The following is a 23,128-nucleotide window of genomic DNA, read 5'->3' as shown; positions in this document are numbered from 1 at the left end:
AGAAGGATGGCCGATGTGAACGTACCCAAGCCTGATGCCCGCGTCCCTCGTCGGAGCCGCATGGAGAATCGTGGCCATGCCCGTTAGGCGTAACCCCAAGCCGAAACGAACCACACCGAAACCGCGCCGCCAGGACACCATCCTGCGGGCGCTTACTGAAAGCCCGACCGACACTCAAATCCTCACCCTCGACCGCAGCTATCGTTACACATCGTTCAACGCCTGCCACCGGCAGGAGATGAAGAAGCACCATGGCGTGGACATCAAGCGCGGCATGTGCCCGCTCAGTTTCATGAGTGTCCCCCAGGCCAGGGAGATGATGCAGTGGAGCATGAACCGGGCGCTCGCCGGGGAGAGCTTCACCACCGTCGAGTCTCGGCCCGGCGGTGTCAACTGGGGTGAATTCGATTGGAATCCGGTCCGCACTGCCAGCGGCAAAGTGACCGGCCTGACTATCCTCGTCAGGAATATCACCAGACGCAAACGGGTCGAAGCGGCGCTGGCCGAGAGCGAACTCAAGTACCGCAGTCTGTTCGAGTCCTCGAGCGACGCCATCATGCTGCTCACGGCCGACAAGTTCTTCGACTGCAATCCGGCTACGCTGAGAGTGTTCGGGTACTCGACCCGCGAGGAGTTCCTCGGCAAGCACCCGGCCGATGTCTCGCCGCCCTGTCAGGCCGACGGCCGGGATTCGCGCGCTGCCGCCGATGAGAAGATCGCGATTGCGCTCCGCGAGGGCCGCAACCACTTCGAGTGGCTCCACCAGCGGGCCGATGGCTCGGTCTTCCCGGCCGACGTGCTGCTCACGCCGATGGTCTTTCGCGGCCAGCGGATACTGCAGGCGACCGTGCGCGACATCTCCGACCGCAAGCGGACTGATGCGGCGCTGGCCGACAGCGAGGCACGGTACCGCCGGCTCGTCGAGGACATGGGCGAGGGAATCGGGATGACCGATATAGAGGAGCGCTTCTCCTTCGCGAACCGGGCCGCGGACGAGCTGTTCGGACTCCCCCGCGGCGGCCTCGTCGGCCGCAAGGTACTTGAGTTCCTCGACCTCAAGCAGGCAGACGTAGTCCGCCAGCAGACCGCGCGTCGACGGAACGGTGAGACCGACACATACAACCTCGATATCACACGCCCGGACGGAACGAAGCGGACCACCCTGGTCACCGCTTCGCCGCAGCAGGACGCCCGGGGCAGGTTCCTCGGGACGTTCGCCATCTTCCGCGACGTCACCGAGAGGCGGCAGCACCGACTGCAGGTGGAGGCCGAGCGAGACCGGCTGCGGCGCATCCTCGATGCGATGCCGGACGGCGTGTACCTTGTCGGCCAGGACTGCGTAATCCAGTACGTCAACCCGGCGCTGCTCTCCCGCGCCGGACCGGTCAATGGCCGCAAGTGCTATGAGTACCTCATGGGCAGGCCCGAACCGTGTCCGGACTGCCCCAACCCCAAGGTCCTTGCCGGCGAGACGACGCGGCGGGAGTACACCATACCGAGCGGCGAGATCACCTATGACATCCAGGATGTGCGGGTGACCGGCGATGACGGACGCCCGGCCCGGCTTGTTTTCCTGCGCGACATTACCGAACGCCTGCGGACCGAAACCGCCCTGCGCGAGAGCGAGAGCCGCTTCCGGCAACTGGCCAATTCGCTGCCACAACTTGTCTGGACGTGTGCGCCGGACGGGCCGTGCGACTTCCTCAACGAGCAGTGGGTGGAATACACCGGCATTCCGGCTGAGCCGCAGCTCGGGTTCGGCTGGTTGGAACAGCTCCATCCTGATGACCGCGGACCAACCGTCGCTGCCTGGAACGCCGCGGTGACTTCCGGCTCAACCTTCCACGTCGAGTTCAGAATCCGCCGCCGCGACGGCGAGTACCGATGGTTTGATACTCGTGCGGTACGGTTGAGCAATGCCGAGGGCCACACGGTGAAGTGGTTCGGTACCAACACCGACATTACCGAACACAAGCTGGCCGAGCTGCGCGAACGGCAGCACCTCGATGATACCGCACTGCTCCGCGACACCGCCGTCGGGTTTATCCAGCTCGGTCGCGACGCCGACATCTATCAGTACGTCGCTGACCGTCTGCACCGACTGATCGGCAAGGCCTATGTCATCGTCAACTCCTACGACGAAGCGGCTGACCGGTTTACGGTCCGCGCCGTCGCCGGCATCGGCGCCCGTCTGGAGACCGTTCTCAAAGTCCTGGGCCGAAACCCGATTGGCACGGAGTTTACGCTCGCCCAGGAACATCGGCCCGAGTATGCTTCTGAGAAGCTGCTGAGGTTCGAGGACGGCATCAGGGGTCTCGCCTACGGTCAGTTGCGCAAAGGCCTGGCACGGACCATCGAGAGGACATTCGACATCGGTGGCACATATGCGATAGGCATTCACTGGCGGGGTCGGATTCTGGGCACGCTGAACTTCCTGATGCGCCGAGGCGCGGAAGTCCACGACCCGGAAGCCGTCGAGGCATTTGTCAATCAAGCCGCTATCGCGATCCAGCACCGGCGCGACGCCGATGAACTGGCCCGGCACCGCGACCACCTCGAGGAACTGGTGCACGAGCGGACCGCCGAGCTCGAGGCGGCGAACCGCGAACTGGAGGCGTTCTCCTACTCGGCCTCACACGACCTGCGCGCGCCGCTGCGGGCGATTGACGGGTTCACGCAGGCGCTGGCTGAGGACGCGGGGCCCGAACTCAACGCGCGCGCGCGCGACGACCTCTTCCGGGTGACGGCAGCGGCCCGGCGGATGGAAGGATTGATTGACAACCTGCTCGGCCTCGCCCGCATCGCCCGTATGCCGATCGAACGGAAGCCCGTCGACATGAGTCAGCTTGCCCGCAACATCGCTGCCGAGTTGAGGCGTGCCGCCCCGGACCGGAAGGTGGAGTTCATGATCCCGGACGGCCTCACCGCGCTCGCCGACCGGACCCTGGTTTCGCTGGCGCTGCAGAACCTGTTGAGCAACGCCTGGAAGTTCACGTCCCAGCACGCGACGGCGCGCATCGAGTTCGGCCAGACGCTCGCCGACCGCGAACGGATCTGGTTCGTGCGCGACGACGGTGCGGGCTTCGACATGGCCTACGTCGACAAGGTCTTCGCCCCGTTCCAGCGCCTGCATACCGAGCGGGAGTTCCCCGGCTCCGGTATCGGGTTGACCATCGTGCAGCGCATCGTGGGGCGTCACGGCGGAAGGGTATGGATCGAAGGCGGTGTCGAGAAGGGTACAACCTGCTGGTTCACGCTCGAACCGGCAACAGCGGATCGAGGCTCGATGCCCGAAATCCGGGAATCGGCACTCGACACTCCGAAGGAGGGATAACAGATGGACAACGACAAGAACCGCGACAAGGTCATCCTGCTGGTCGAAGACAACCCGGACGACGAGGAACTGACGCTCCGGGCTCTCGCCAAGGGCGGGATCAGCAACCAGGTTGTCGTGTGCCGCGACGGAGCGGATGCGCTCAACTACGTCTTCGGCCGCGGCAGGTACGAAGGGCGGAATCCGGCCGACTTTCCTGCAATCACTCTGCTCGACCTGAAATTACCCAAGGTTGACGGCCTGACGGTCCTCGAGCGCATCCGGGCGGACAAACGCACGCGGCTGATGCCGGTAGCGATCCTTACGTCCTCGAACCTCGAAGAAGACCTGATTCGCGGTTACCAGCTCGGGGCCAACAGCTACGTGCGGAAGCCGGTCAAGTTCGAGCTGTTCGTCGAGGCACTCCGCCAGCTCGGCCTCTACTGGCTGGCCATCAACGAACCGCCGCCAACCCAGTAGCCCGACACCGGCCAGCGTGGATTGATGGCTCAAACGCTGCGCGGTACGGAAATCACCGGAATCCGCTGGGCGCGGCGTGACGGATACTCCGTCCCGGGCGGCGCCGGGACGGAGTTACCTGTCCTCGTATTCTAGAAGCCTATGTATGTTACCGAACTGCCGCGGTTGGCAACGTACAAACCCGAGCCGTCCGGAAGGCAGGCCGCATCGTTGGGGATGTTGCCGACCGCGACCGTCGAAACGACCTTGTTGTCCGAAGTCCGGATGATATCCACGCAGTTTGCGTCGCGGTTGGTCACGTATACGTAGCGTCCGCCGGGCAGCACCGCAATGCCGCACCTCCGCCCCTTGGCCAACGGTATGCTGTCCACGACGGTGTTATCGGATGTGCGCACTACCATTACCGGGGCCCCGGTCTCGAACCTGGTCACGTAAACGTACTCGCCGCTGGGCAGGGCCGCGAGCCGATTGACGCCGCTCCCGGCATCGATGGTCTTCGCGACCGTGTTGTCCGAGGTGCGGATAACGTAGACGAACCGGGAGTTGGTGCAGGCGACGTAAACGTACTGACCGCTGGGCAGGGCGGTGATGCCGCCGGGTTCACTGCCCACCGGAACATCGGTGACCACCGAGAAATCCGATGCGCGGACGACCGCCACCTTGTTGGTGGAGTCGCCGAGCGAAACGTAGATGTACTGACCGTTCGGGAGGCACGCGACGCCCTGCGGGTTGCCGAGCAAATCGACACTGTCAACAAAGGTATTGCTGGAGGTGCGAAGCGAATAGAGGCGGTGCGGATGGTCGCGGTAGACTTCATCCGAACTGCCGATGTAGACCCGATCGCCGTTGGGACTGCACGCTATCTGCGTGGGACCGCACCGTAGGCGGAGAGTCTGGGCCAGGACGTTATCCGAGGTCCGGATGACATAGATGGCGTCATCCCATTCGCCGGTTACATAGACATTATCGGTGTTAGGCGGACAAACCAGATTCTCGGACGTCGGAACCGTGGCACGGACTGTCGCCGGATAAGTGTCCGGGCTCTGTCCCTTTATCAGAATGAAGGCCGGCGTGCTCCAGTCGCTCTTGACCCCGCTGAGCAGATCCCTCGCCTCTGCACGTACCGAGTAGTTGCCCGGCGAGCGCCACGCGTGGCTTCTTGAGACCGATATCCTGGGCGGCACGAACTCCGACCACTCGGATGTGTCTCCGTCGCCCCAGTAGAACCGGTAGGCCACCATTTCGGGCGATTGGCTGCCTGTGACTGTTGAGAACTCGTAGATCTGGTCGATCATCCCGCTCGACGGCCCTTTGGGCGCCTCGGGCGTGAGCGGCTGGTTGCGGCAGCCCGCCACCAACGTGATCGCGGCTGCCAGCGGCACTAACGCGGTCAGACGGTTCACCTTACCTCCGATCGGCTCAACAAGACTTGCATGGTCGTAACTGCTGCTTCTGCCCTTGAAGCAAGGTTAGTGTAGTTTTGCGCGCGCTCCTTGTCAAGCTAGTCAGGTCGCCGTCCATCCGGCCCGTTTGGCCATCGATCGGTTTGACACGCCGGCCCGCGAACTCTACAATCCGGACATGACCGAGTCAGGCTCAGACCGGTATCACGAGGAGTCGGGCGTAAGCTCGGGGCGGCCATGACGGTACGCGGTGACAGGACCTCGTGAGCAAGAGCCTTCGCGCCGGGGCCTGCGTGCTGCTGGCAGCGATGACTCTGTTGCCGGCTGCAGGAAGAGACTTCCGGCTCCAGAACGCGGGACAAGGAAGTTCGGCGGAACCGAAGACGACGAAGGGCAGGCTGTCGCGCAGTCTCCTGACCGCGGCCACGTCATTGCCGGCCGCATAGAATTCCCCGGAGCGCCTGCGGGACGTATTCCTGCGGCGCTGGGAAAGAAGACGCCTGGCTTGTCAAGACCGATTCACATGGCAGCACGAGGCCCTGAGTCATTGGAAGCAGTCAAATCGCACGGCGCGTGCGGCGTCGAGACCGTGAGGGACGATGGACCTGGAGACGGGAGGATGACAAGATGACACGTGACGTGTTCGTCATTGTAAGCGTGCTGCTCCTACTGTTTGCCCCGGCGCGGGGGCAGGAGTCGAACGGGCTGCGTCCGGTTGACTATCTGGGTGAGGCAGGCGGATCGGTCGGCTGCGGCGTTGCGGTTGGCGCGGGGACAGCAATTGCCCTCGGACTAGTCGGGGCAGGGCTTGCCCCCTCGGGCTATCGTTGGGATGGATTCTCCATAGGCGCGGTGCTCGGGGTGGGGCTGGGATATCCTGCCGGCTGCGGGTGGGGTGCCACGCTGGTCGGCTATGCTCTGTTTGTGGACGGCCACACCGCAGGCGCCTACGTGGGCGCCTTTGCAGGCATGGGTCTTGGGCTACTTGCGTTCAGCGTGGACCCTCGTGTCGGTCTCGTGGCCATGGGCGTACTCGCGCCTGCCGGCTCGGTCATCGGTTACATTTTGGGCGCTACGAGGGGTGACCAGGGACCTGACTTCGGTGGCAGGGTCTTGCCACCAGCACTTGCATTCAGTATGCGGCCGAGTTCGGACCGTCAGACGCACGCGGTCGTCAAGTGCCGCCTGGTGACGGTCAGGTTCTGATTCATGTCAACAAGTACTGGACGTCCCTGCTCCCTTGATATCCCTGCCAGGCCCGTCTATAATCCGACCATGGCATGCGGGCTGGGCCGTATCCTCTCTGTGAAAGGCATGATGCTGACCGTGCTGGCCGCGTCCGTGACTACGGCGCAGATGTGGCAGCCGGTTCGGCCGCGTGCCATTGACTATCTCGGTGAGTCAGGCGGGGCGCTCGTCGGTGGCCCTATTGTCAGTATCGGAGCAGGGATCGTGCTCGCATTTGCTGGCGGTATGTTCTTCCCGGGGAATGAGGACGACATGGGGATACCTGCAGCATCCTACTGTGGCTTGTTCACCGGCGTGGTGCTGGGCTATCCGACCGGCTGCGGGTTGGGGACCACGCTCGTCGGCGAAGCTCTGCATGTGGATGGCAATACCGCCGCTGCCTACGGCGGTGCGTTCGCCGGCCTGCTGACAAGTGGTGCGCTCGAAATCATCGGACATCAGCTCAACAACCCCGGAGAATACGTCGTGTACGGTCTTGTCGCCACGATTGTGCTCGCGCCTCCTGCCGGCGCGGTAATCGGTTACAGCGTGGGCGCTACTAGGGGAGAACCGGGGCCTGACTTCGGTGGCAGGGTCTTACCACCAGCAGTTGCATTCAGCACGCGTTCAACGTCGGACCGGCAGACACATACCTTCGTTGATTGCCGCCTCGTGACGGTGCGGTTCTAGCGCGTCAGCGCAGCAGGTAGCCGATGCCGAGACGGGCGCTGACGTTTGGGTCGAGGCTGGCGTTTCCTGCGACCCAGCCGCTGGTCTTGGCTTCAATCTCAGCGAATGCGTGCAAGCCGCGGGTCGCCGGCCAGTCAACCCGTAGCGAAGCCAGCCCGCCCGGTGCGGGTCTTGAAGTCTCGAAGCCCTGCCCGCTCGGCTGAGTCCACAGCGAGAGGCGCGGGCCGAGGCCGAGCCGCACGCGACCCAAGCAAACAGGCCAGTTCACAATCCTCATGTCCAGTCCGGGAAAGTGGGCCACCCGATTCTGCTGATTGAGCAAGGCGATGGCGAGACCGCTCTCTCCGCGCTTGAGCATCAACGTGACGTTGATTGAATGGCCGAATGACGTCAGGTAGTGCTGGACATAGGCATTGGCAGAGTCGCCGCCGATGGCGATACCCGGAAAGCCGACGAGCAGCGGGTCTGCCAGCGACGTGAGCGAGAGATAGAACTCCCTTGCCAGGAAACTCCGCTCGGCCGGGGTCAGCTCCGAGCGACGGATGTAGCGGTCGATGCCGACGCCGGATGGGTGGATGCCGCGCTGCGCGTACGGTTCGTCGGGCCGGAACAGGTCGTAGACCCAGGCCGTGAAATCGAAGCCGATGAAGTCACGCCGCGCGACATTCGTCCCGTCGGCCCGGTTCGTCTGTGCCGTGAGCGTGTCTACGATGCTTGTGTTGCACAGCCCGACGTAGAGAATGTTGGACAGGTCGCTATACCACGAGAGCAGCGTACTGAGGTTCTCAGCCTGAGGCCGACCACGATAGAAGTCGTCCTCGTGGAATGCCGCCACCAGTTGCTGCTGACCTTCGTACCCGGCCTCTCCGGCCCGGACCATGTCGTGCGGAAAGTCACGCTTCAGCCGGACAAGATCGCTGTCGCTGACATGGTCAACCGAGGCGAGGTCGGAGAAGAAGGGAAACGAGTACACGCTGTTGCGGCTGCTCACTCCGCGGTTCCACAGCACTGCCCGGTGGAACTCCTCATGTGCCCACGTGACGCCCGGCGGTGCGTAGCTCGAGTAAATCATGAAGGCCGCGGCCGTCGTGCCCCAGACCGCGATGCTCGCGCCGCGATGCCCCGTACCCGCCAGCCTGTCCGCCAGCCAATCGATGCCGTGGAACCCCGCCTCATGGAACGACTTGGTCAGTCCAATCGATTGGGCCATGCTCGGCGCGTAGTATCCGGACTGGAAGTTGAATGGGAGCTCGACCAGTGGCACATCCACGGTCAGGACGTCGGAACGATTGCGCGAAAATGGGGACTGTACCTCCTGGGGGCGGTCCCCGTTTTCGATACACGTGCCCGACGCGACGCCGGCCAAGAGCACAAGCACCGATATCACGCCGCGAAGCGCCCGATGCGACAGAGCGGCTTGAAATATCATCAGACCAAAGTTAGCGCCCCGGCGCGGTCTGTCAACAGGCCCAGTGGGACCACGGCAGGTAACCGCCTGCGCACTGTCTGAGTTCCAGGTGCGTCTAAGAGACATCTCACGGGCGAAAGACAACCGGTCCGGAGGAAAGTTCTCAACGACGAATGGAGGCAAAGTGAGAGCATTTTTCGCAGCACTGGTCGGCGCCGCGCTGGTCGTGGCCGGCACCGGCTGCAGCACGAGCAAGTCGGCAAGCCAGGCTTGGGCGCGTTGGGGCATCACCAAGCCGACGACCGCGCCCGGCGCCGAGGCTAAGCTCGCAGACGCGTACCGCCTGCTCTACGCGCTGAAGCTCGACTCGGCACGGGCAGAGTATCAGGACCTGGTCAAGCGCTTCCCGCAGAGCGCGGAGGCCCATCTCGGCCTGAGCATGGCCTACCGCTACTCGGGAGTCAGGGACACGGCCCTGGCTGAGGCAAAAGCCGCGATGAAGCTCGACCCGGACGCGACCGGCGTGCTTCTCGACTACGCGGACCTGATTCTGCCCATGCGCACCGGAGACCTTGCGAGCAAGAGCGACTCGGAGCGCTTCGCCGAGGCTGAACGGTGCAACCTCAAAGCCACGGCCTCGACTCACCCCTTTAGCGCTCACGCCTACACCACGCTCTGGGCGAGCTGCATGGCACAGGGCCGCCTGTCCGATGCGCGACACGCGGCATTGGAACTAGGCAACAGACATTACTACCCGCAGCCGCTGATTGACTTCGGGTACAACCTTCTGGTCGGGCTCGAACCCAATGCCATCCTCTTCACCAACGGCGACAATGACACGTACCCGCCCTCGGTATTGCAGCAGGCAGGCAACCCGTTCCGACCGGACGTGACCATCGCGAACTTGAGTCTGCTCAACGTCCCCGCGGTCGTGAAGATGATGCGCGACTCGCTCGGACTGCCCATCTCCCTCAGGGACAAGGAGATTGCGGACCTTGCCCCGAAGACCGGCACGGACGGCAAGACCGTCATTCTTCCGTCGCAGCAGGTGGTCGCCAACATCATCGCCAACGCGGCCAAGGCCCACCGGCCGGTCTACTTCGCCGTGACCGTCAGCCCGGACATGAGCGCGCCCTATGCCGATCGGCTGGTCCTCGAAGGACTGGTCAACCGCGTGGCCGAGATTAGGCCCGCCGCTGCCGTGGACTTCGACCGCATCACCGAGAACCTGACGAAGCAATACAAGCTCGATTGGCCGGACACGCTGGCCTCGTGGCCTCAGAACATGTCGCCGCTGACCCGAGTAGTCGCGCCCCTGGCACTCAACTACGCGTCGCTGTACGCGCAGCTCGTGTCGCGCTACGAGTCCGCCGGCCGCAAGGCCGATGCCGACGATGCCGCAACTCAGGAGGTCACATGGCTGGCACGCGGCGGCAGCGCCGACAGGGCCCGAGCCCTCCTTGACTCCTGGCTCAAGAGCACCCCTGACGACACTAAGGCCAGGGAACTGAAGGCCAGACTGCACAAGGCCGGTACGCTCTAGGAAACGCGGACCAACCGTCGAAAACGTGGGCTGGCCCGAGGCGGGTTTGCCCTGCCCTTTCCCGAAGCAGTCCCCGATTTTCCCGCAGTTGTGAACCACCGCGCGTCATGCGACTGTTGTTGAACACCGCGATTCCGCACGCGGATTTGACACCTCGGCCGCAATGCCTAGAATCCCCTCGTGACCGACGATCGAGAACCTGAGATAGGTGAACTGACAAGACCGACGCGAATCGCGGCTCGCGACAGAGAAATGACAACATGAGAAACACCAAGCTGTTTGGCGGCCTCGTTCTCGGAATCCTGCTTCTGGTCGGCATTTCCGGAGCGGTGAGTCGCGCATACGAGTCCGATGCCCTTGTAAAGAAGGGCAACGACCTGCTGGCCCAAGGTTACGTCGAGGATGCGCTCGGAACGTACAGCCAGGCGATAAAAGTGGACACAAGCAACAGCGTGGCCTACTACGACCGCGCTAATGTCTACTGCGACAGCGGTGAGTATGACCTGGCAATGCTCGACCTCAATCAGGCACTTAAGCACGACCCGCACTATGTGAACGCGTACATCTGCCGCGGGAACGTCCTGAGATACAGGGGCGATTATGATCTGGCCATTGTGGACTACAACCAGGTGCTGAAGCTGGATTCGAACTGCGCCCGCGCCTACATCGGTCGCGGGAACACCTACCTGAACAAGAGCAGAGACTTCCTGGCCCTGCTGGACTTTGGCCGGGCGATCGGGCTGGACCCGAATAACGCCGAGGCCTACAAGGGCCGCGGGGACGTCCATGCATACCGCGGCGAGTACGACCTGGCCGTCGCGGACTATGCTCGGGCGCTGAGTCTGAATCCGAAGTACGTCTCCGCGTACAGCAGCCGCGGGGTCGCGTACAGCCACAAACGCGAGGACGACCTGGCAATCCAGGACTTCGACCAGGCGCTGAAGTTGAATCCGAATGACACGGCCACTTACTACAGCCGCGGAAATGCCTACGACAGCAATGGCGAATACGACCTCGCTATCAGGGATTACTCGCAGGTGCTCAGACTGAACCCGAACTACGCCGACGCCTACAGCGCTCGCGGCAGCGCCCGCACGGAAAAGGGAGATTACGAGGCGGCCATCCAGGACTACAAACAGGCGTTCAAGCTCGACTCAAGCCTCGTCACAACCTTCTATGGTCAGGCGCGGGCGTACGAACTCGCGGGGCGTACTGCTGATGCCGTTGCCTGCTACGAGCATTTCTTGATCATCGCGTCCCCGGCCGACAGTCAGCTTGTTGTCAGGGCCAAGAGCCGGATTCAGACCCTGAAACAGGTGCGCTAGCCGAGACGAGGCTGTCGTATCGAGAAGACGAAAGGCCATCTCCGGGGCCGACGTCAGGCGCAGCAGACGCAGACCGAGTCCACGTCCTTCAGACTGCGCCAGTCCCGCTGATCCCCTTGCCCGGACGCGGTTTACAGGCGGCCGCGCTTCGGTAGAATAACCTCTTGCCAGATAATAACCCGCGTGAAGAGGACAGTGCCGAGGCGCTCGGGGCGCGGGAGTCCGAAGTCAGAAGTTCGGGAAACCGGCACACGTCCATTGGAGAAAATGGGGACAGTCGCTTCGAAGAAGGGGATACGTCCACGGAGCGACGCGAGGAAAGCGTCGCGGATGTGTCCCCAGCGCCGCAGCACAAACCCGGACTCGAGGTGGTCGAGGAAGAGGTGGTGCGGGCAACGGGCATCGCCCTTCCCGCGACGTTCGCCGCGTTCGAGCACCGGAACTACCGGCTCTACTGGTTCGGCAACCTCGCTTCCCTCATCGGCACGTGGATGCAGAACATCGCCACCGGCTGGCTGGTTCTCACGCTGACCAATTCTCCGTTCTTCGTCGGGCTGAACTCGACCCTCGCCTGGCTGCCAGCATGGTTCGTATCGCTGCCGGCCGGGGCCATGGCCGACCGGTTCGACAAGCGCCGGATGATGATTCTCACCCAGTCGGTGCTAGCCCTGTTTGCGCTTGTCCTGGCGGTGCTGTACTGGACTCACGTGCTGACGATCTATTACGTGCTGGCGATATCCTGTCTGACCGGCTTCGCGGCAACGATGAACGGCCCGATTGCCCAGACGCTCGTGCCGGACCTGGTCGGACGGAAGAACGTTCTCAACGCTATCGCCCTGAACAACGCCATGTTCAATTCCGCCCGCATCATCGGCCCGGCCATCGCCGGGGTCCTGCTCGGCACCATCGGCGCGGGCGGCTGCTTCGGCATCAACAGCGCGAGCTTCCTCGCCATCATCGGCGCGCTCTGGTTCATACAGCTCCCGCCGCGCGAACCGCACCGGGCCGAGGAATCGGTCTGGCACCAGATTCTCGCCGGCCTCCGGTTCGTCGCGGGTCACCCGGACATTCGCATCCTGGTAGTGCTGACCGCGGTGTTCAGTTCGTTCGGGATGATTTACCTGCCGCTGATGCCGGTATTCGCTCGGGACGTGTTCCACCAGGGCGCGCGCGAGTACGGAGTGATGATGACCTGCGTCGGCATCGGCGCGGTGGCAGGCGGGCTGACCCTGGCCACGATATCGAAGACTCGCCGCAAGGGAGTAATCCTGACGCTCGGAACCGCCGGTATCGGCCTGTCGTCCATCGCGCTCTCGCTGGTCCGGGATATCCGGCTGGCCCTGCCGCTGATCGCGATCATCGGCTTCTGCCAGACCTCGATTACCTCGCTCATGAACACGCTGATTCAGACCATCGCCCCGGAGCACATTCGCGGACGGGCCTTGAGCGTTTACATGCTGGCGTTCAACGGGATGTTCCCCCTCGGCTGTCTGCTGGGCGGAGCGATTGCTCAGAGGTTCGGCGCACCCGCGGCGACTCTAGTCGGCGGATGCGCCGTGCTCGTCAGTCTTGGCGCGGTGTCAGTGCTGGCGCCGTCGCTGCGGAGGCTGTAGCGATCCACTGATCAAGTGACCTAGTGTTCCAGTGGCGGACGCAGGCATTTGCTCACTCAACCAGTGGGCCACTTCCGGCCTACTCCAATCCTTCGAGTTCGTATCCGTACCACGTGCCGTCCGCGCCATCGGTACCGCCGTCCGCGTCCCTGGCGACCCAGAGCATGTCATTGGCCCACGACAGCGAATAGCCGTAGCCCGAGCGCGGGAGCGTGAACTTGGTGACATACTTACCCTCGAGGTCGAAGACAAGGATGTCTTTGTCGCTGTTCGGCGCCCAGACGAAAAGGAACTTGTCCGAGGCAGCGATGGCATACGCGTAGCCGCCGTCGTCGTCTGAGCTGTAGCTGGACAGGTCGAATGAGTCGTTCACATCGCCGCTGCTCGCGTCGTACACGTGGACCTTGCCGTCGCTCAATTCGTACAGGCTCGACCCGTCCGGCGACATCGCGACGTGGCTCTGCTCACCTTGGAAGATCCCCGAGTGCTCGACGTTTGCCTCTTCCAGATCCAAGTCTACGGAGGACAGGTCGGTACCGTTCTCCTTAAGGTACAACTGCTCTTCGTCCGAGTTGTAGAGAATGGCGCGTCCGTCAACGCTGAGGTCGTAGTTCTCCTCGAACTTGCCGGACTCGTCGTACTTGTTGATATCCGAGCTGCCGGAGTTGCCACCATTGATCGTATAGTAGTAATCACCGTCCCAGGCTATCCCCATGTTGTGGTAGCGAACGTGGTCGGTGAACCTAAGCTTCTGCACCGGAGTCACGTTCGTCGGGCCGACATGGCCCGAGACGTTCGCTCGCGCCGCCTTCCCGCACCCGACGGCTCCAAACAGCACCATCGCCACCATCACCAGAACCAGTTTCATCTCCCTGCTCATGAAGCTCATCCTTTCTTGCCCGGATTGTCCGAGCTATTTCAATAGTATCGTATTCCTGCTCAACGCGCCGGCTGCAGTCTGCAGCCTGTACACGTACACACCGTTAGACGCCACTCGGCCCTGTTCGTCGCGGCCATCCCAGGTCAGCGTGTGCACGCCACGGCTGAAATCGGTGTTGGCGAGGACCCTCACGACCCGGCCCTCGACATCCAGCACCTGCACAAGCACGCGGCCTGCCTGCGGCAGGGCAAACCGCAACTGCGCGCGGTCGTGGAAGGGGCTGGGCGCCGCCCTCAGCGCAAGCTGCCTGGTGTCGGTATTGCCAACGCCTGCCGGCTCTGTCACCGCGACCGAGCGGTCGAACCAGGACTGGGCCGAATCGGCATGGTCGAGCATCTCCTGCAGGGTATTGCCGCCGACGAACGCAAAGGCGGCAAAGGCGGAACCGTTGACCGGAAGATTGAAGGGCCCGGCCGACACCACGCAGGACCAGTTGCGGGAGCCGTTGGAATTGTGCATCGATATCGCTCCGCGCAAGAAGCTGTCCTTGACCGCCTCGGTCATCATCGCGGACGGGCTAACGTAGACGCTGTTGTCGAGCGCCGACAGGTTGGCGGCAGCAGTCGGCGACAGCAACTTGATCCCGGCGGCGCACGTGTAGTCTCCGGCCTGAGTCATGTACGTCAGGCGGCGCAGCGTGTCGGAATAGACGTCGTTGGCCGTAGTGTTGTAGATATCGAAGTCGGAGAAGATGCCGGCGTAGAGCCCGTTCAGCGGTGCCGAACCCTGATTCTTGATGTCGTAGGTCAGCACCACGAAGTCGCGGTAACCGGAGTCGGCCACCGATGCCGACCACTGGTAGACGGTCAGCCCCTTGGGCGTGGAATGGGCGCTGTCGTCGATCACGGTTTCGTACTCCTGTCCGTCGGTAAGCGGCGGGATGACCGCATGCAGAGTGTCCTTGATACGCCAGTCGGACTGATAGGTCGAGCTCGGATGCCCGTACCAGCGGTCAACCACGTAGTTCGGGCTGTTGCCACAGGCGAAACTGGTGAAGTAGAGGTCGCCGTTCGAGGCGTTGCGCGGGTACTTCAGGCCTGACCCCTCGTTGTATGGGCCGAGCGTGCCGATTGAACCGAGTGAGGTGACCGAGAGTATCATGTCGTTGTTGTCGTGGTCGGCCCACAGCTTCCTGGCCGGGGGTAGGTCGCCGATGCGCGTCTCGAAGAAAGGCTGCCACGACCCCTGGTCGGCGATGCAGGCCGCGATCATCTCGGCCATCGTCCCGCCCGGAGTTGAATCCGCAGCCGTGACACGGAACTGGTCGCCCTCAACCGTGACTCCGGCCGGAATCGTGCCGTAGTTCGACGTCGAATCGACCAGAGTCAGGTAGGGACAGAAGGTACGCAGCACCGCGTGAGTGTTGGTGGCGGCAACCGCGCCCGCATTCTTGACGGAAACGAACAGGTTCGCACCTTCGCCCGGGTCCAGCCTGCCGTTGCCGCCGTCATCGACGATGCGGAGTCCGGCGAAGACCAGCGCTGGCTTGTTCGAACTTCCGCGCACCGGGATAAGCCCATCGTAGGGGTAGAAATCCTGGGCGCTGACCGACAGGTCGAGGTTGCCGGTAGTGGTCGGTGCAACCAGCAGGTCAATCCAGCCCTGGGAATTGGTCCAGCCGCGCGCGTAGGTTTCGGTGCCCTTACTCAAGCAGACCAGCGCGCCCGCGACCGGCGCGGAGCCGCTCTTGGCCGTGATGCGGACTACCTGGACGCCGGTCGGCACCGAATCCGGCTTCGTGACGGTGAAGGTCTTTGGCTTCTCGGACCAGACGAACAGGCTCGGGTCGCCGAACAGGTTCAGCTCGTAGACGCACCAGCGCCAGACCGACTGGTCCATCGCCAGGCTGTGGAAGTAGTCCTTCGACAGCATGCCGAGAGTGCCGAACTGGGTCGCGTAGCCCTGGACGAAATAGCGGTAGAACTGGAGGTCGAGCAACTCCGACGGTCCGAGCGCGGGCGGATAGCCGAAGCCATAGCGGGAATTCAGCATGCAGGCGACGCAGCCGCCGTTAGGGGCGTTGACCAGAGCCTCGGCCAGGCAATCGGTGCCGTCGAACCAGCCCGACTCGCAGGCTATCGAGTTGACGAAGTTGAGCCTTGTGAACCCGTTGGTAAGACCCGGGACCTCGCTGCTGTCCATCACCGAGAAGGTGAAGGGATTGCCGTGCGCAGCCACGTGGGCGAGCTGAAACCCTTTGCTCATCGAGTCCGCGTAGACGCCGCCGCTCGGGTCCTCGAGGTGGACGTGCGTCCAGCCCGACGGGAAAGTATTGGCGATGATGTGGTTTATGACCTTCCCGTGATACGGATCGAAGAGCATGGTCGAACCGTACAACACCCGCTTCTGGCGAGTCGTATCCTGGTGCTTCTCGAACATCGTATCCTTGGCGAAGAAGGTCGCGATGTCGGCTGCGCCGTCAGCCGGGACCCGGCCGACATAGACGTCGTAGAACAGGTCAACCGAGTCCTCCATCTCCCCGAAGATGCCGTTGTTGTTCGAGTCCCATGTATACTGGAGGTCGGCGTAGTACATGTCCGACGCGATGTCCTCGGTGGTGCCCTCGACCGTCAACTGGCAGGTCCTGACCGGAACTGTGCCGTCGTCGCCGCCGAGGAGCAGCCACTTCAGACCGTGGTTCTGCCAATAGTCCTTGACGCAGTTGCGGATCTTCTCCTGCTGGTCGCGGCCGGAATAGGTGGAGTAGATGGACTCGGTCTTCACGACGGTGGTCTTGATGCCCCGCCGGGTCTTCCAGTTCACGAAGGGCTGGAAGCTGGGCGCGAACGCGGTCGACGTGATAACCATCATGTCGCAGGTAGAGTCTGCCGTGAGGGTTATTCTCGCCGGCGGAGACCAGGTCGAAACCTGTTCCGGGTTTCTGACCAGGGCCCGGACGCTCTGCCCCATCAGGTCCACCTGCGACTCATCCAAACGCACGACGTCGTGTCGATTCCGCTCATAGTGGACCGCGACCGTAGCGCGCGTGACCAGTTCGAGTCGCTTCTGTGCCGGGAAGTAACGAAGCGGGAAAAACTGGATGGCGGCGATGCGATAGCCCCCCATGAGTCCTGACCGAGTCGAGCGAACCATCTCAGCCGGGTACGCCTGGGCCGACGCATAGACAGTTGGGTCAGGCGGGACAAACGCGCGAACGCCATTCGCCATTCGCCCATCGCCATTCGCCAATGCTTGGGGCGGCTGGCTCGGATAGATGTTCATCTGACCGGAAAGCGCCGCGGTCGAGGCGCTCACAACGTCCACGCCCGTCACTTCCGCGTCCGGCGGAATCGCGACGTAGTACACTGCCAGCGGCAGGTTCGGAAAGCCCGGCTCGCTCGTCGAACACCCGGCGGGCATGATCGAACCTAAGGAGGATTCGTATCGTGTCCCGGGACCGACAAGCGTCACCACATCATAACCGTTCACCTTGCCGAACATGAAATCACTCTGCTCGAACTGAAACGTCTGGGTCACGGTACCGGTCGCCGCTACCATGACGCCGGGCAGCAAGAACGCAAGAACACGAACAATACGCAACATCAACTTCCTCCGTGGAACTGTTATAATGCCATCGAGTCGCCGGGCTCCTGCCTTCTCAAGGCCGGAGCCCCAAAGTAACGCAGCGTAACATTGTAACTTAGGCGCGGAACCGGTCAATCAGAAAGGACGGGAGACGGAAGACGGGCTTGATCCGATCCCCGGTCTCCGGTCGGGGCTAGCTTGACTGTGCGTAGCGCTGCGTTATCGTTCTAGCGGAGGTGCACGCTGTATAGACGCGTACTGCTAACCATCGTCCTTGTTGTTTCGGCCGCGTTCGCAACGCGACCGTGGACCGCACAGGAGTTCGAATCGTACTATCGCTCGTACCGACCGGAGTGGCTGCCCCGGCCGGAGAGCCTCCGTTACGGACCACGGCGCTACAACTACCTGCGCCAGATCAAGAAGACCTGCGACTTCGTAGCCAGTCACCAGGTTTCGGATTCCTTATCCCCAAGCTATGGCGGCGTCATCGAAGCCGAGCACATGCCGACCACCATAGAAACCGACAACACGCAGGAAGCCATCTGGATCTGGTCGCGCTGGTACGAACTGACCGGCCGCGATGACTTTCACCAAAACGTCGCTCGCGCCTGGACATACGTGAAGAACAACCCCGCTTATCGGGAGCACGGCGGCGTGCCGAGCCAGATCTGGTACGCGATCTGGAACTGCGGCCTGGGCTTCATGGCCGAGTCCGAGTATCGGCATGCCTACGGAGACTCAAGTCATCTTGCCTACACGGACACCGTCCGGACCTTCTACCTCGACACTTTTCTCCTGAACGCGTCCGCGCAGGACTACTTCATCACGAGCCAGTCATCGGGCATGGCGATGGAGTACGCCCGGGCCAGGGGCGACGCCGTCCTACACGACACCGCGCTCGCGCGCGGCAATAGAGTCAAGACATGGATTCAGGGCGGCGCTCCGACCCGACTCGGCAACCAGGCCTGGGCCATGAGCGGCGGCACCGCGTTCTGGGGCGTGGTCCACACCGTGTGCAAAGACGACACCGTCACCGGCAAACAGTGGGTTGCCACCTATCAGGATTCGCTGCCCGGCTTCTACCCAACCGGGAACTGGAACTGCTCACATAACCTCTGGCTCGCGAACGCCTACCGCTCCGCGGCCGAACTAGGCCACGACACGCTCAACTGGGTGATGCACCACTATCTCGTTGACACGCTGCTGACGCGCGACCGAGACGACGACGGCGGCATCCCGGCTACGTGGACCGACCCGGATACGATGGACCAGACCTGGGTCTCCAGCTACCTCGACTTCATGGGCATGGACGTGTTTGTGACGCCGCTCCACAACAGCGACGTCGCCACGCTTGAGTTCGTCGCGCCCACCCCGCACTCAGTTTACGTTGTTGGGGAGAGCGTCCCGGCCTTGGTGCCGGTGGCCAATGTCGGCAAGAACACCGCGCACAATGTCAACCTGACCGTCAAGGCCGGCGGCACGAACTTCGGCGTGCACCTCGACTCGCTCCCGTTCCTCGCCACCGACACGGTCTCGGCCGGGCCCATCCCGCTCGACACGCCCGGCCTCTACACGCTCACAGCTTTCACGGGCGGCGATGACAACCTGCACAACGATACCGTCGCAACCAGATTCAGGGTATTCGACACCTGCCGCGTGACCGGCACTCTGACCGACTCGACAGCGGGCAACGGAATCCAGACCTGGATCAAGGCCTATCTCGTCAGCGATACGCTGGTCTGGGATTCGACCCAGACCGACACCAGCGGCCACTTCAGCCTCAAGCTGATTGACAGCACCTTCACGCTAGCGGTCACGCCGGGCGTGCCTTACTATGCGCGGTCGTGGACCGTGGCCTTTCACCGCGACACCACTATCGGACTCAAGATCCAGCCCGCTCACGTGCTGATAGTCAACAACGACACGCTGGAGAACTACGCGAGCTACTACACGAGCACTCTCGACACGCTCGGCGTGACATGGTGCGAGTGGAACCGGCCATCGGGCGGGCTTCTCCCCTATGCCAAACTCAACCGTCTGCGGTCCAAGTCGCTGATCTGGTACTCAGGTAACACCAACACCGGCACGGTTCCGACTGCCGACCGCGACAGCCTGACCCGCTACGCACAAGCCGGCATCAACCTGTTCATCACCGGCCAGAACATCGCCCAGGAACTGCACGGCACCACTTTTCTTGACAGCATCTGCGGCTGTCAGTTCGACTCCTCGGGATGGTCGGGTTTCTTCGCGTTCGGCAACCGCCAGGACTCGCTGGGCGCGCCGGTCACCGGAACCGCGACGGCTGGCGGCAACGGCGCCGGCAACCAGACCTCCCGAGACGTCATCTCCCCGCTGGGCAACTCCGCCGCGTTCCTGGTCTATGATACGGTTGCTCTTGAGTGTGCGGCAACACGGCGCCAGTTGCCGTCGGGCGGCAAGATCGTGTTCATGGGCTTCGGATTCGAGGCAGTGAACCGACCCGGGTCCAAGCCGACCTACTTCACCCGCGTGCAACTGATGAGGCGGATACTCACCTGGTTCGGAGTGCCGACAGGCGTCGATGAACGCCAAGTGTCGACCGCCAAACGCCAAATGCTGACCGCTTCCGTCGTGCGCGGTTGTCTGGTGCTCCCCAGTTCGGCGTTCGGCGCTCGACGTTCGGAGTTGCTTGACGCCACCGGCCGCGCCGTCATGTCGGTTCGCCCCGGCGCAAACGACCTTAGCCGCCTGCCCGCCGGCGTGTACTTCCTCGAAAATGGGGACTGTACCGCGCGTCCTCGCGCTGGGGACACATCCGCGACGCGTTCCTCGCGTCGCTCTGAGGACGTGTCCCCTCCTCGGGACTGTCCCCATTTTCGCTACCGCGTGGTGCTAGTGAGGTGAACCATGCCTGAATACGACGCCTACTCTGTCTACTACGACTTGGTCTGGGCAGACAAACAGGACGATGTGCCGTTCCTCCTTGCCACGGCCAAAGAAACCGGTGGGCCGGTGCTCGAACTGGCCTGCGGTACGGGACGCGTCCTGCTGCCCCTTGCCCGGGCCGGTTTCGAGGTAACCGGCATCGACCTGAGTCAGGCGATGCTCGACAAGCTGCAGGCCAAGCTGGACAAGGAACCTCGCGAAGTGCAGGCTCGGGTCGCGCTCAAGTGCGCGGACATGCGCGACTACCGGTTCTCACAGAAGTTCAAGCTGGTCTTCTGCACTTTCAACTCTTTCCTGCACATGATGACGACCGAAGACCAGCTTGCCTGCCTGAACTCAGTCCGTGAGTACCTGGCTGACGATGGTCGACTCGTAATCCACGTCTTTGCGCCCGACCACAGACGGCTGACCAGCCGCGATGAGACGGAGATAGCCGTTGAGCCTGATCCCGAAACCGGTCGAGACATGGTCGTCACCGACATCTCGAAGAGAAACCTGGCAAGTCAGACGATTTCGGTCTGGGAATGCGTTGACCGCATCGGGGACGACGGCACGGTCAAGCGCTACCCGGCGAGATTCACTCTCTGCTGGATTCATCACCGCGAGATGCACCTGCTGCTGCGCCTTGCGGGCTACGAAGTCGAGAACGTTTATGGTGGCTACGACAAGCGCCCCTACGACTACGTCTCCGGCATCCAGCTCTTCGTGGCAAAGAAGGCGTAGACCCCGCGCTTGAGCGACACCCTGCCCGTGCTCGAGACCGAGCGGCTCGTGCTCAGGCCGTACACACTGGCTGACGCGCCCCGCGTTCAGCAGATGTGCGAGGACTGGGCGGTTGCCTCGACCACGCTCAACCTGCCTCACCCCTATCCGGACGGCGCTGCCGAACAGTGGATATCCACCCACGCCGACAACTTCCGCCAGGGCACCGAAGTCACACTTGCCATCACGCTGAAGCCGGACCGGCCGGTCATCGGTTCCGTGGCTCTCATGGTCACCAAGAATCACCTGCGCGGAGAACTCGGCTACATGGTCGCGAAAGAACACTGGAACCGGGGCTTCTGCACCGAGGCGAACCGGGCGCTCGTGGACTATGGCTTCCGCGTCCTCGGGCTGAACCGCATCCAGGCCATGCACTTCCCGCGCAACCCGGCCTCCGGACGAGTGATGCAGAAACTGGGCATGACCAAGGAAGGTCTGCTCCGTCAGTACGTATGCAATCGCGGGACCTGTGAAGACCTCGTGCTGTACGCGATAGTCCGCAACGAGTTCGAAGCCGCCGGAAAGGTCGTGTAGACCCCCATGGCAAATCGCGCAGTACCCGCCATCGTCCAGCTCGTGATATTCTACTTCTTCATCTCGTGGTTCGTGCGGATTCTCCGTCGTCGCAGGAACAAGACTCCGACCCGGACGCCGGGCCAGGGAACCCCACCAACCGGGTCATCTCCAACCCGGCGGGAGCCGAAGTCGCAGGAGATGCCGGCCCCGGCCGGCGCGGTCCGGCGCGAAGAGATGATGTTCAACGGCGTGCGCTGGCAGGTGACATCCCGGCCTCGCCACGAACTTGAATCCGGCACGAAGTCGCAGCGCCGCGACGTCTACGTCGAGGAACCGCCCCGCTGCCCGAAGTGCGGACTGGGAGTGGTCGAAACGAAGTCGTGGCTCGGCTACACCTGGTCATGCCCTGAGTGCGGCCTCAAGAAACACAGCGACAGGGACACGCACGCTGTTGCCGAGTCACTGGCGCGCGCGTTCCGCTAGCACGCCACCAACAAGGAAGGAGCGGGCCGAAGCCCGCCGCAAGCTCACCGAGCGTGCGCTCTACCTCTACAACCAGCGTCTGACCGACGCTCGACTGCTCGTCGAAGTTATGTCCCCCCACGGTCCTCAAAGTTGGCAAGCGCGGCTTCCTCCGTTTGATCCCATAGCCGCCTTCGTCGCGGATTCCGTCCGTCCAAGACTTCTGCCTTCTGGTATCTGCATTCTGACTTCTGAATTCGGCTACAAGACGTTGCGTCCCGTAGTCCTCGCTCCAGCCCAAGCGCAAGCAAGGCGAATCGCCATGAGATTCGCCGTTGAAATCCTCCCGCAAGTCCTCGTCTGAGTCCCTGTGCGAATCCCGCCGAGAGTCAAACTGAGGGTCGCGCTGGGTACCGCGCTGCAGGTCGAACCGAGATTCACCTTGCGTATCCCTCCACGTGTGCTCTTCCCAATCCCCCCGCTAGTCGCGGCGGACGTCCCGCCGGAAACCACCGCGGGCGTCCTTCTGTGAGTCCCCTTCCGAACCACCCCCCGAACCGTTCCGGGAACGGTTCCCAGGGCGATTCCGGAAGCATGGTCTACTGTCGGCGTCGCCACCTAACTCCCTCTATCCAGGCAACTTAGGCGCGGAGAGACGGAGAATTGGCAGCGTCCCCGTCTAGACCATACATAGATACGCTTGAGAGAACCGGAATATGCAAGTGACTTTCGCAGAATCGCTGATTGACCACCCCAGGGCCGGTCTGGGGGATGCTCTACCCATGCCTCTGGCAATGCCTTTCCCAAGGCCTCTGCCATAGTCTTGGGTGATGCCTTTGGCACAGCCTCTGGTAATGCCTCTGGCAGAGTCTTTGGTCGAGCCTTCCCCGATGGCTTTGGCAGTGCCTCTGGTAATGGCTTTCCCCCGGTCTCTGGTATTGCCTCTGGCAATGCCTATGGTAATTCCTTTGGCAGAACCTCTAGCAAAGTCTCTCC

General features: G+C 62.8%; 16 protein-coding genes. 12 read left to right on the top strand and 4 right to left on the bottom strand.

The window, feature by feature from the left end; genetic code table 11:
* Nucleotides 1–76: 76 nt before the first annotated feature.
* Both VMH22_10510 and VMH22_10505 read left to right on the top strand, forming a co-directional pair.
* Nucleotides 77–3,334, top strand: a complete 3,258-nt coding sequence (locus VMH22_10510; protein ID HTW92127.1) for a PAS domain S-box protein — start codon at nt 77–79, stop codon at nt 3,332–3,334.
* Between the two features lie 3 nt (nt 3,335–3,337).
* Nucleotides 3,338–3,793 carry a response regulator gene (locus VMH22_10505; protein HTW92126.1) on the top strand — a complete coding sequence of 152 codons (456 nt, stop codon included), beginning with the start codon at nt 3,338–3,340 and terminating at the stop codon, nt 3,791–3,793.
* A gap of 131 nt (nt 3,794–3,924) precedes the next feature.
* On the opposite strand, the gene VMH22_10500 is transcribed toward VMH22_10505, so the two are convergent.
* On the bottom strand, nt 3,925–5,196 hold the full coding sequence (locus VMH22_10500; GenBank protein HTW92125.1) for a YncE family protein: 1,272 nt from the start codon (nt 5,194–5,196) through the stop codon (nt 3,925–3,927).
* Between the two features lie 627 nt (nt 5,197–5,823).
* Between VMH22_10500 and VMH22_10495 the strand changes: the two genes are divergently transcribed.
* Together VMH22_10495 and VMH22_10490 are read left to right on the top strand one after the other, a co-directional pair.
* Entirely contained in the window at nt 5,824–6,402 is a 579-nt protein-coding gene (locus VMH22_10495) for a hypothetical protein (GenBank protein ID HTW92124.1), read from the top strand.
* Nucleotides 6,403–6,471: 69 nt separating this feature from the next.
* Nucleotides 6,472–7,113 (top strand): hypothetical protein, encoded by a 642-nt coding sequence (locus VMH22_10490; protein ID HTW92123.1) that lies wholly within the window; start codon nt 6,472–6,474, stop codon nt 7,111–7,113.
* 4 nt (nt 7,114–7,117) lie between these two features.
* Here the strand turns inward: VMH22_10490 and VMH22_10485 are convergent, their stop codons facing one another.
* Complete coding sequence (locus VMH22_10485; GenBank protein ID HTW92122.1) at nt 7,118–8,542, bottom strand: hypothetical protein; 1,425 nt, start codon at nt 8,540–8,542, stop codon at nt 7,118–7,120.
* A 163-nt stretch (nt 8,543–8,705) separates the two neighbouring features.
* Here VMH22_10485 and VMH22_10480 point away from each other — a divergent pair, with 163 nt between their 5' ends.
* The 3 genes from VMH22_10480 (at nt 8,706) to VMH22_10470 (ending at nt 13,002) form a co-directional block, all read left to right on the top strand.
* Nucleotides 8,706–10,064, top strand: coding sequence for a hypothetical protein (locus VMH22_10480; GenBank protein HTW92121.1), 1,359 nt, complete (start codon nt 8,706–8,708; stop codon nt 10,062–10,064).
* Between the two features lie 260 nt (nt 10,065–10,324).
* The gene (locus VMH22_10475; GenBank protein ID HTW92120.1) at nt 10,325–11,389 is read left to right on the top strand and encodes a tetratricopeptide repeat protein; all 1,065 of its coding nucleotides are present in this window, start codon (nt 10,325–10,327) and stop codon (nt 11,387–11,389) included.
* A gap of 164 nt (nt 11,390–11,553) precedes the next feature.
* A complete protein-coding gene (locus VMH22_10470; protein ID HTW92119.1) occupies nt 11,554–13,002 on the top strand; it encodes an MFS transporter in 1,449 nt (482 codons plus the stop codon).
* 79 nt (nt 13,003–13,081) lie between these two features.
* Here the strand turns inward: VMH22_10470 and VMH22_10465 are convergent, their stop codons facing one another.
* Nucleotides 13,082–13,891, bottom strand: coding sequence for a hypothetical protein (locus VMH22_10465; GenBank protein HTW92118.1), 810 nt, complete (start codon nt 13,889–13,891; stop codon nt 13,082–13,084).
* Nucleotides 13,892–13,915: 24 nt separating this feature from the next.
* Nucleotides 13,916–17,485, bottom strand: a complete 3,570-nt coding sequence (locus tag VMH22_10460; protein HTW92117.1) for a C25 family cysteine peptidase — start codon at nt 17,483–17,485, stop codon at nt 13,916–13,918.
* A 483-nt stretch (nt 17,486–17,968) separates the two neighbouring features.
* On the opposite strand from VMH22_10460, the gene VMH22_10455 reads away from it, so the two are divergent.
* The 5 genes from VMH22_10455 to VMH22_10435 all read left to right on the top strand — a co-directional run bounded on the left by VMH22_10455 (nt 17,969) and on the right by VMH22_10435 (nt 22,664).
* A complete protein-coding gene (locus tag VMH22_10455) occupies nt 17,969–20,350 on the top strand; it encodes a hypothetical protein (GenBank protein HTW92116.1) in 2,382 nt (793 codons plus the stop codon).
* Between the two features lie 3 nt (nt 20,351–20,353).
* The gene (locus VMH22_10450) at nt 20,354–21,115 is read left to right on the top strand and encodes a class I SAM-dependent methyltransferase (protein ID HTW92115.1); all 762 of its coding nucleotides are present in this window, start codon (nt 20,354–20,356) and stop codon (nt 21,113–21,115) included.
* A gap of 9 nt (nt 21,116–21,124) precedes the next feature.
* On the top strand, nt 21,125–21,688 hold the full coding sequence (locus tag VMH22_10445) for a GNAT family N-acetyltransferase (GenBank protein ID HTW92114.1): 564 nt from the start codon (nt 21,125–21,127) through the stop codon (nt 21,686–21,688).
* A gap of 6 nt (nt 21,689–21,694) precedes the next feature.
* Entirely contained in the window at nt 21,695–22,153 is a 459-nt protein-coding gene (locus VMH22_10440) for a hypothetical protein (GenBank protein HTW92113.1), read from the top strand.
* A 349-nt stretch (nt 22,154–22,502) separates the two neighbouring features.
* Nucleotides 22,503–22,664 carry a hypothetical protein gene (locus tag VMH22_10435; GenBank protein HTW92112.1) on the top strand — a complete coding sequence of 54 codons (162 nt, stop codon included), beginning with the start codon at nt 22,503–22,505 and terminating at the stop codon, nt 22,662–22,664.
* Nucleotides 22,665–23,128: the final 464 nt, after the last annotated feature.

Source organism: bacterium (assembly GCA_035505375.1).
Classification (GTDB): domain Bacteria; phylum Hydrothermota; class Tepidihabitantia; order Tepidihabitantales; family Tepidihabitantaceae; genus UBA2258.
This window is presented reverse-complemented; position numbering and strand designations above follow the sequence as displayed.

Excerpts from the sequence above, each read along its gene's own strand:
- VMH22_10510 (HTW92127.1), top strand. The coding sequence starts at position 77 with ATGCCCGTTAGGCGTAACCCCAAGCCGAAACGAACCACACCGAAACCG.
- VMH22_10505 (HTW92126.1), top strand. The coding sequence starts at position 3,338 with ATGGACAACGACAAGAACCGCGACAAGGTCATCCTGCTGGTCGAAGAC.
- VMH22_10495 (HTW92124.1), top strand. The coding sequence starts at position 5,824 with ATGACACGTGACGTGTTCGTCATTGTAAGCGTGCTGCTCCTACTGTTT.
- VMH22_10490 (HTW92123.1), top strand. The coding sequence starts at position 6,472 with ATGGCATGCGGGCTGGGCCGTATCCTCTCTGTGAAAGGCATGATGCTG.
- VMH22_10485 (HTW92122.1), bottom strand. The coding sequence starts at position 8,542 with ATGATATTTCAAGCCGCTCTGTCGCATCGGGCGCTTCGCGGCGTGATA.
- VMH22_10475 (HTW92120.1), top strand. The coding sequence starts at position 10,325 with ATGAGAAACACCAAGCTGTTTGGCGGCCTCGTTCTCGGAATCCTGCTT.
- VMH22_10465 (HTW92118.1), bottom strand. The coding sequence starts at position 13,891 with ATGAGCTTCATGAGCAGGGAGATGAAACTGGTTCTGGTGATGGTGGCG.
- VMH22_10460 (HTW92117.1), bottom strand. The coding sequence starts at position 17,485 with ATGTTGCGTATTGTTCGTGTTCTTGCGTTCTTGCTGCCCGGCGTCATG.
- VMH22_10455 (HTW92116.1), top strand. The coding sequence starts at position 17,969 with ATGCCGACCACCATAGAAACCGACAACACGCAGGAAGCCATCTGGATC.
- VMH22_10450 (HTW92115.1), top strand. The coding sequence starts at position 20,354 with ATGCCTGAATACGACGCCTACTCTGTCTACTACGACTTGGTCTGGGCA.
- VMH22_10440 (HTW92113.1), top strand. The coding sequence starts at position 21,695 with ATGGCAAATCGCGCAGTACCCGCCATCGTCCAGCTCGTGATATTCTAC.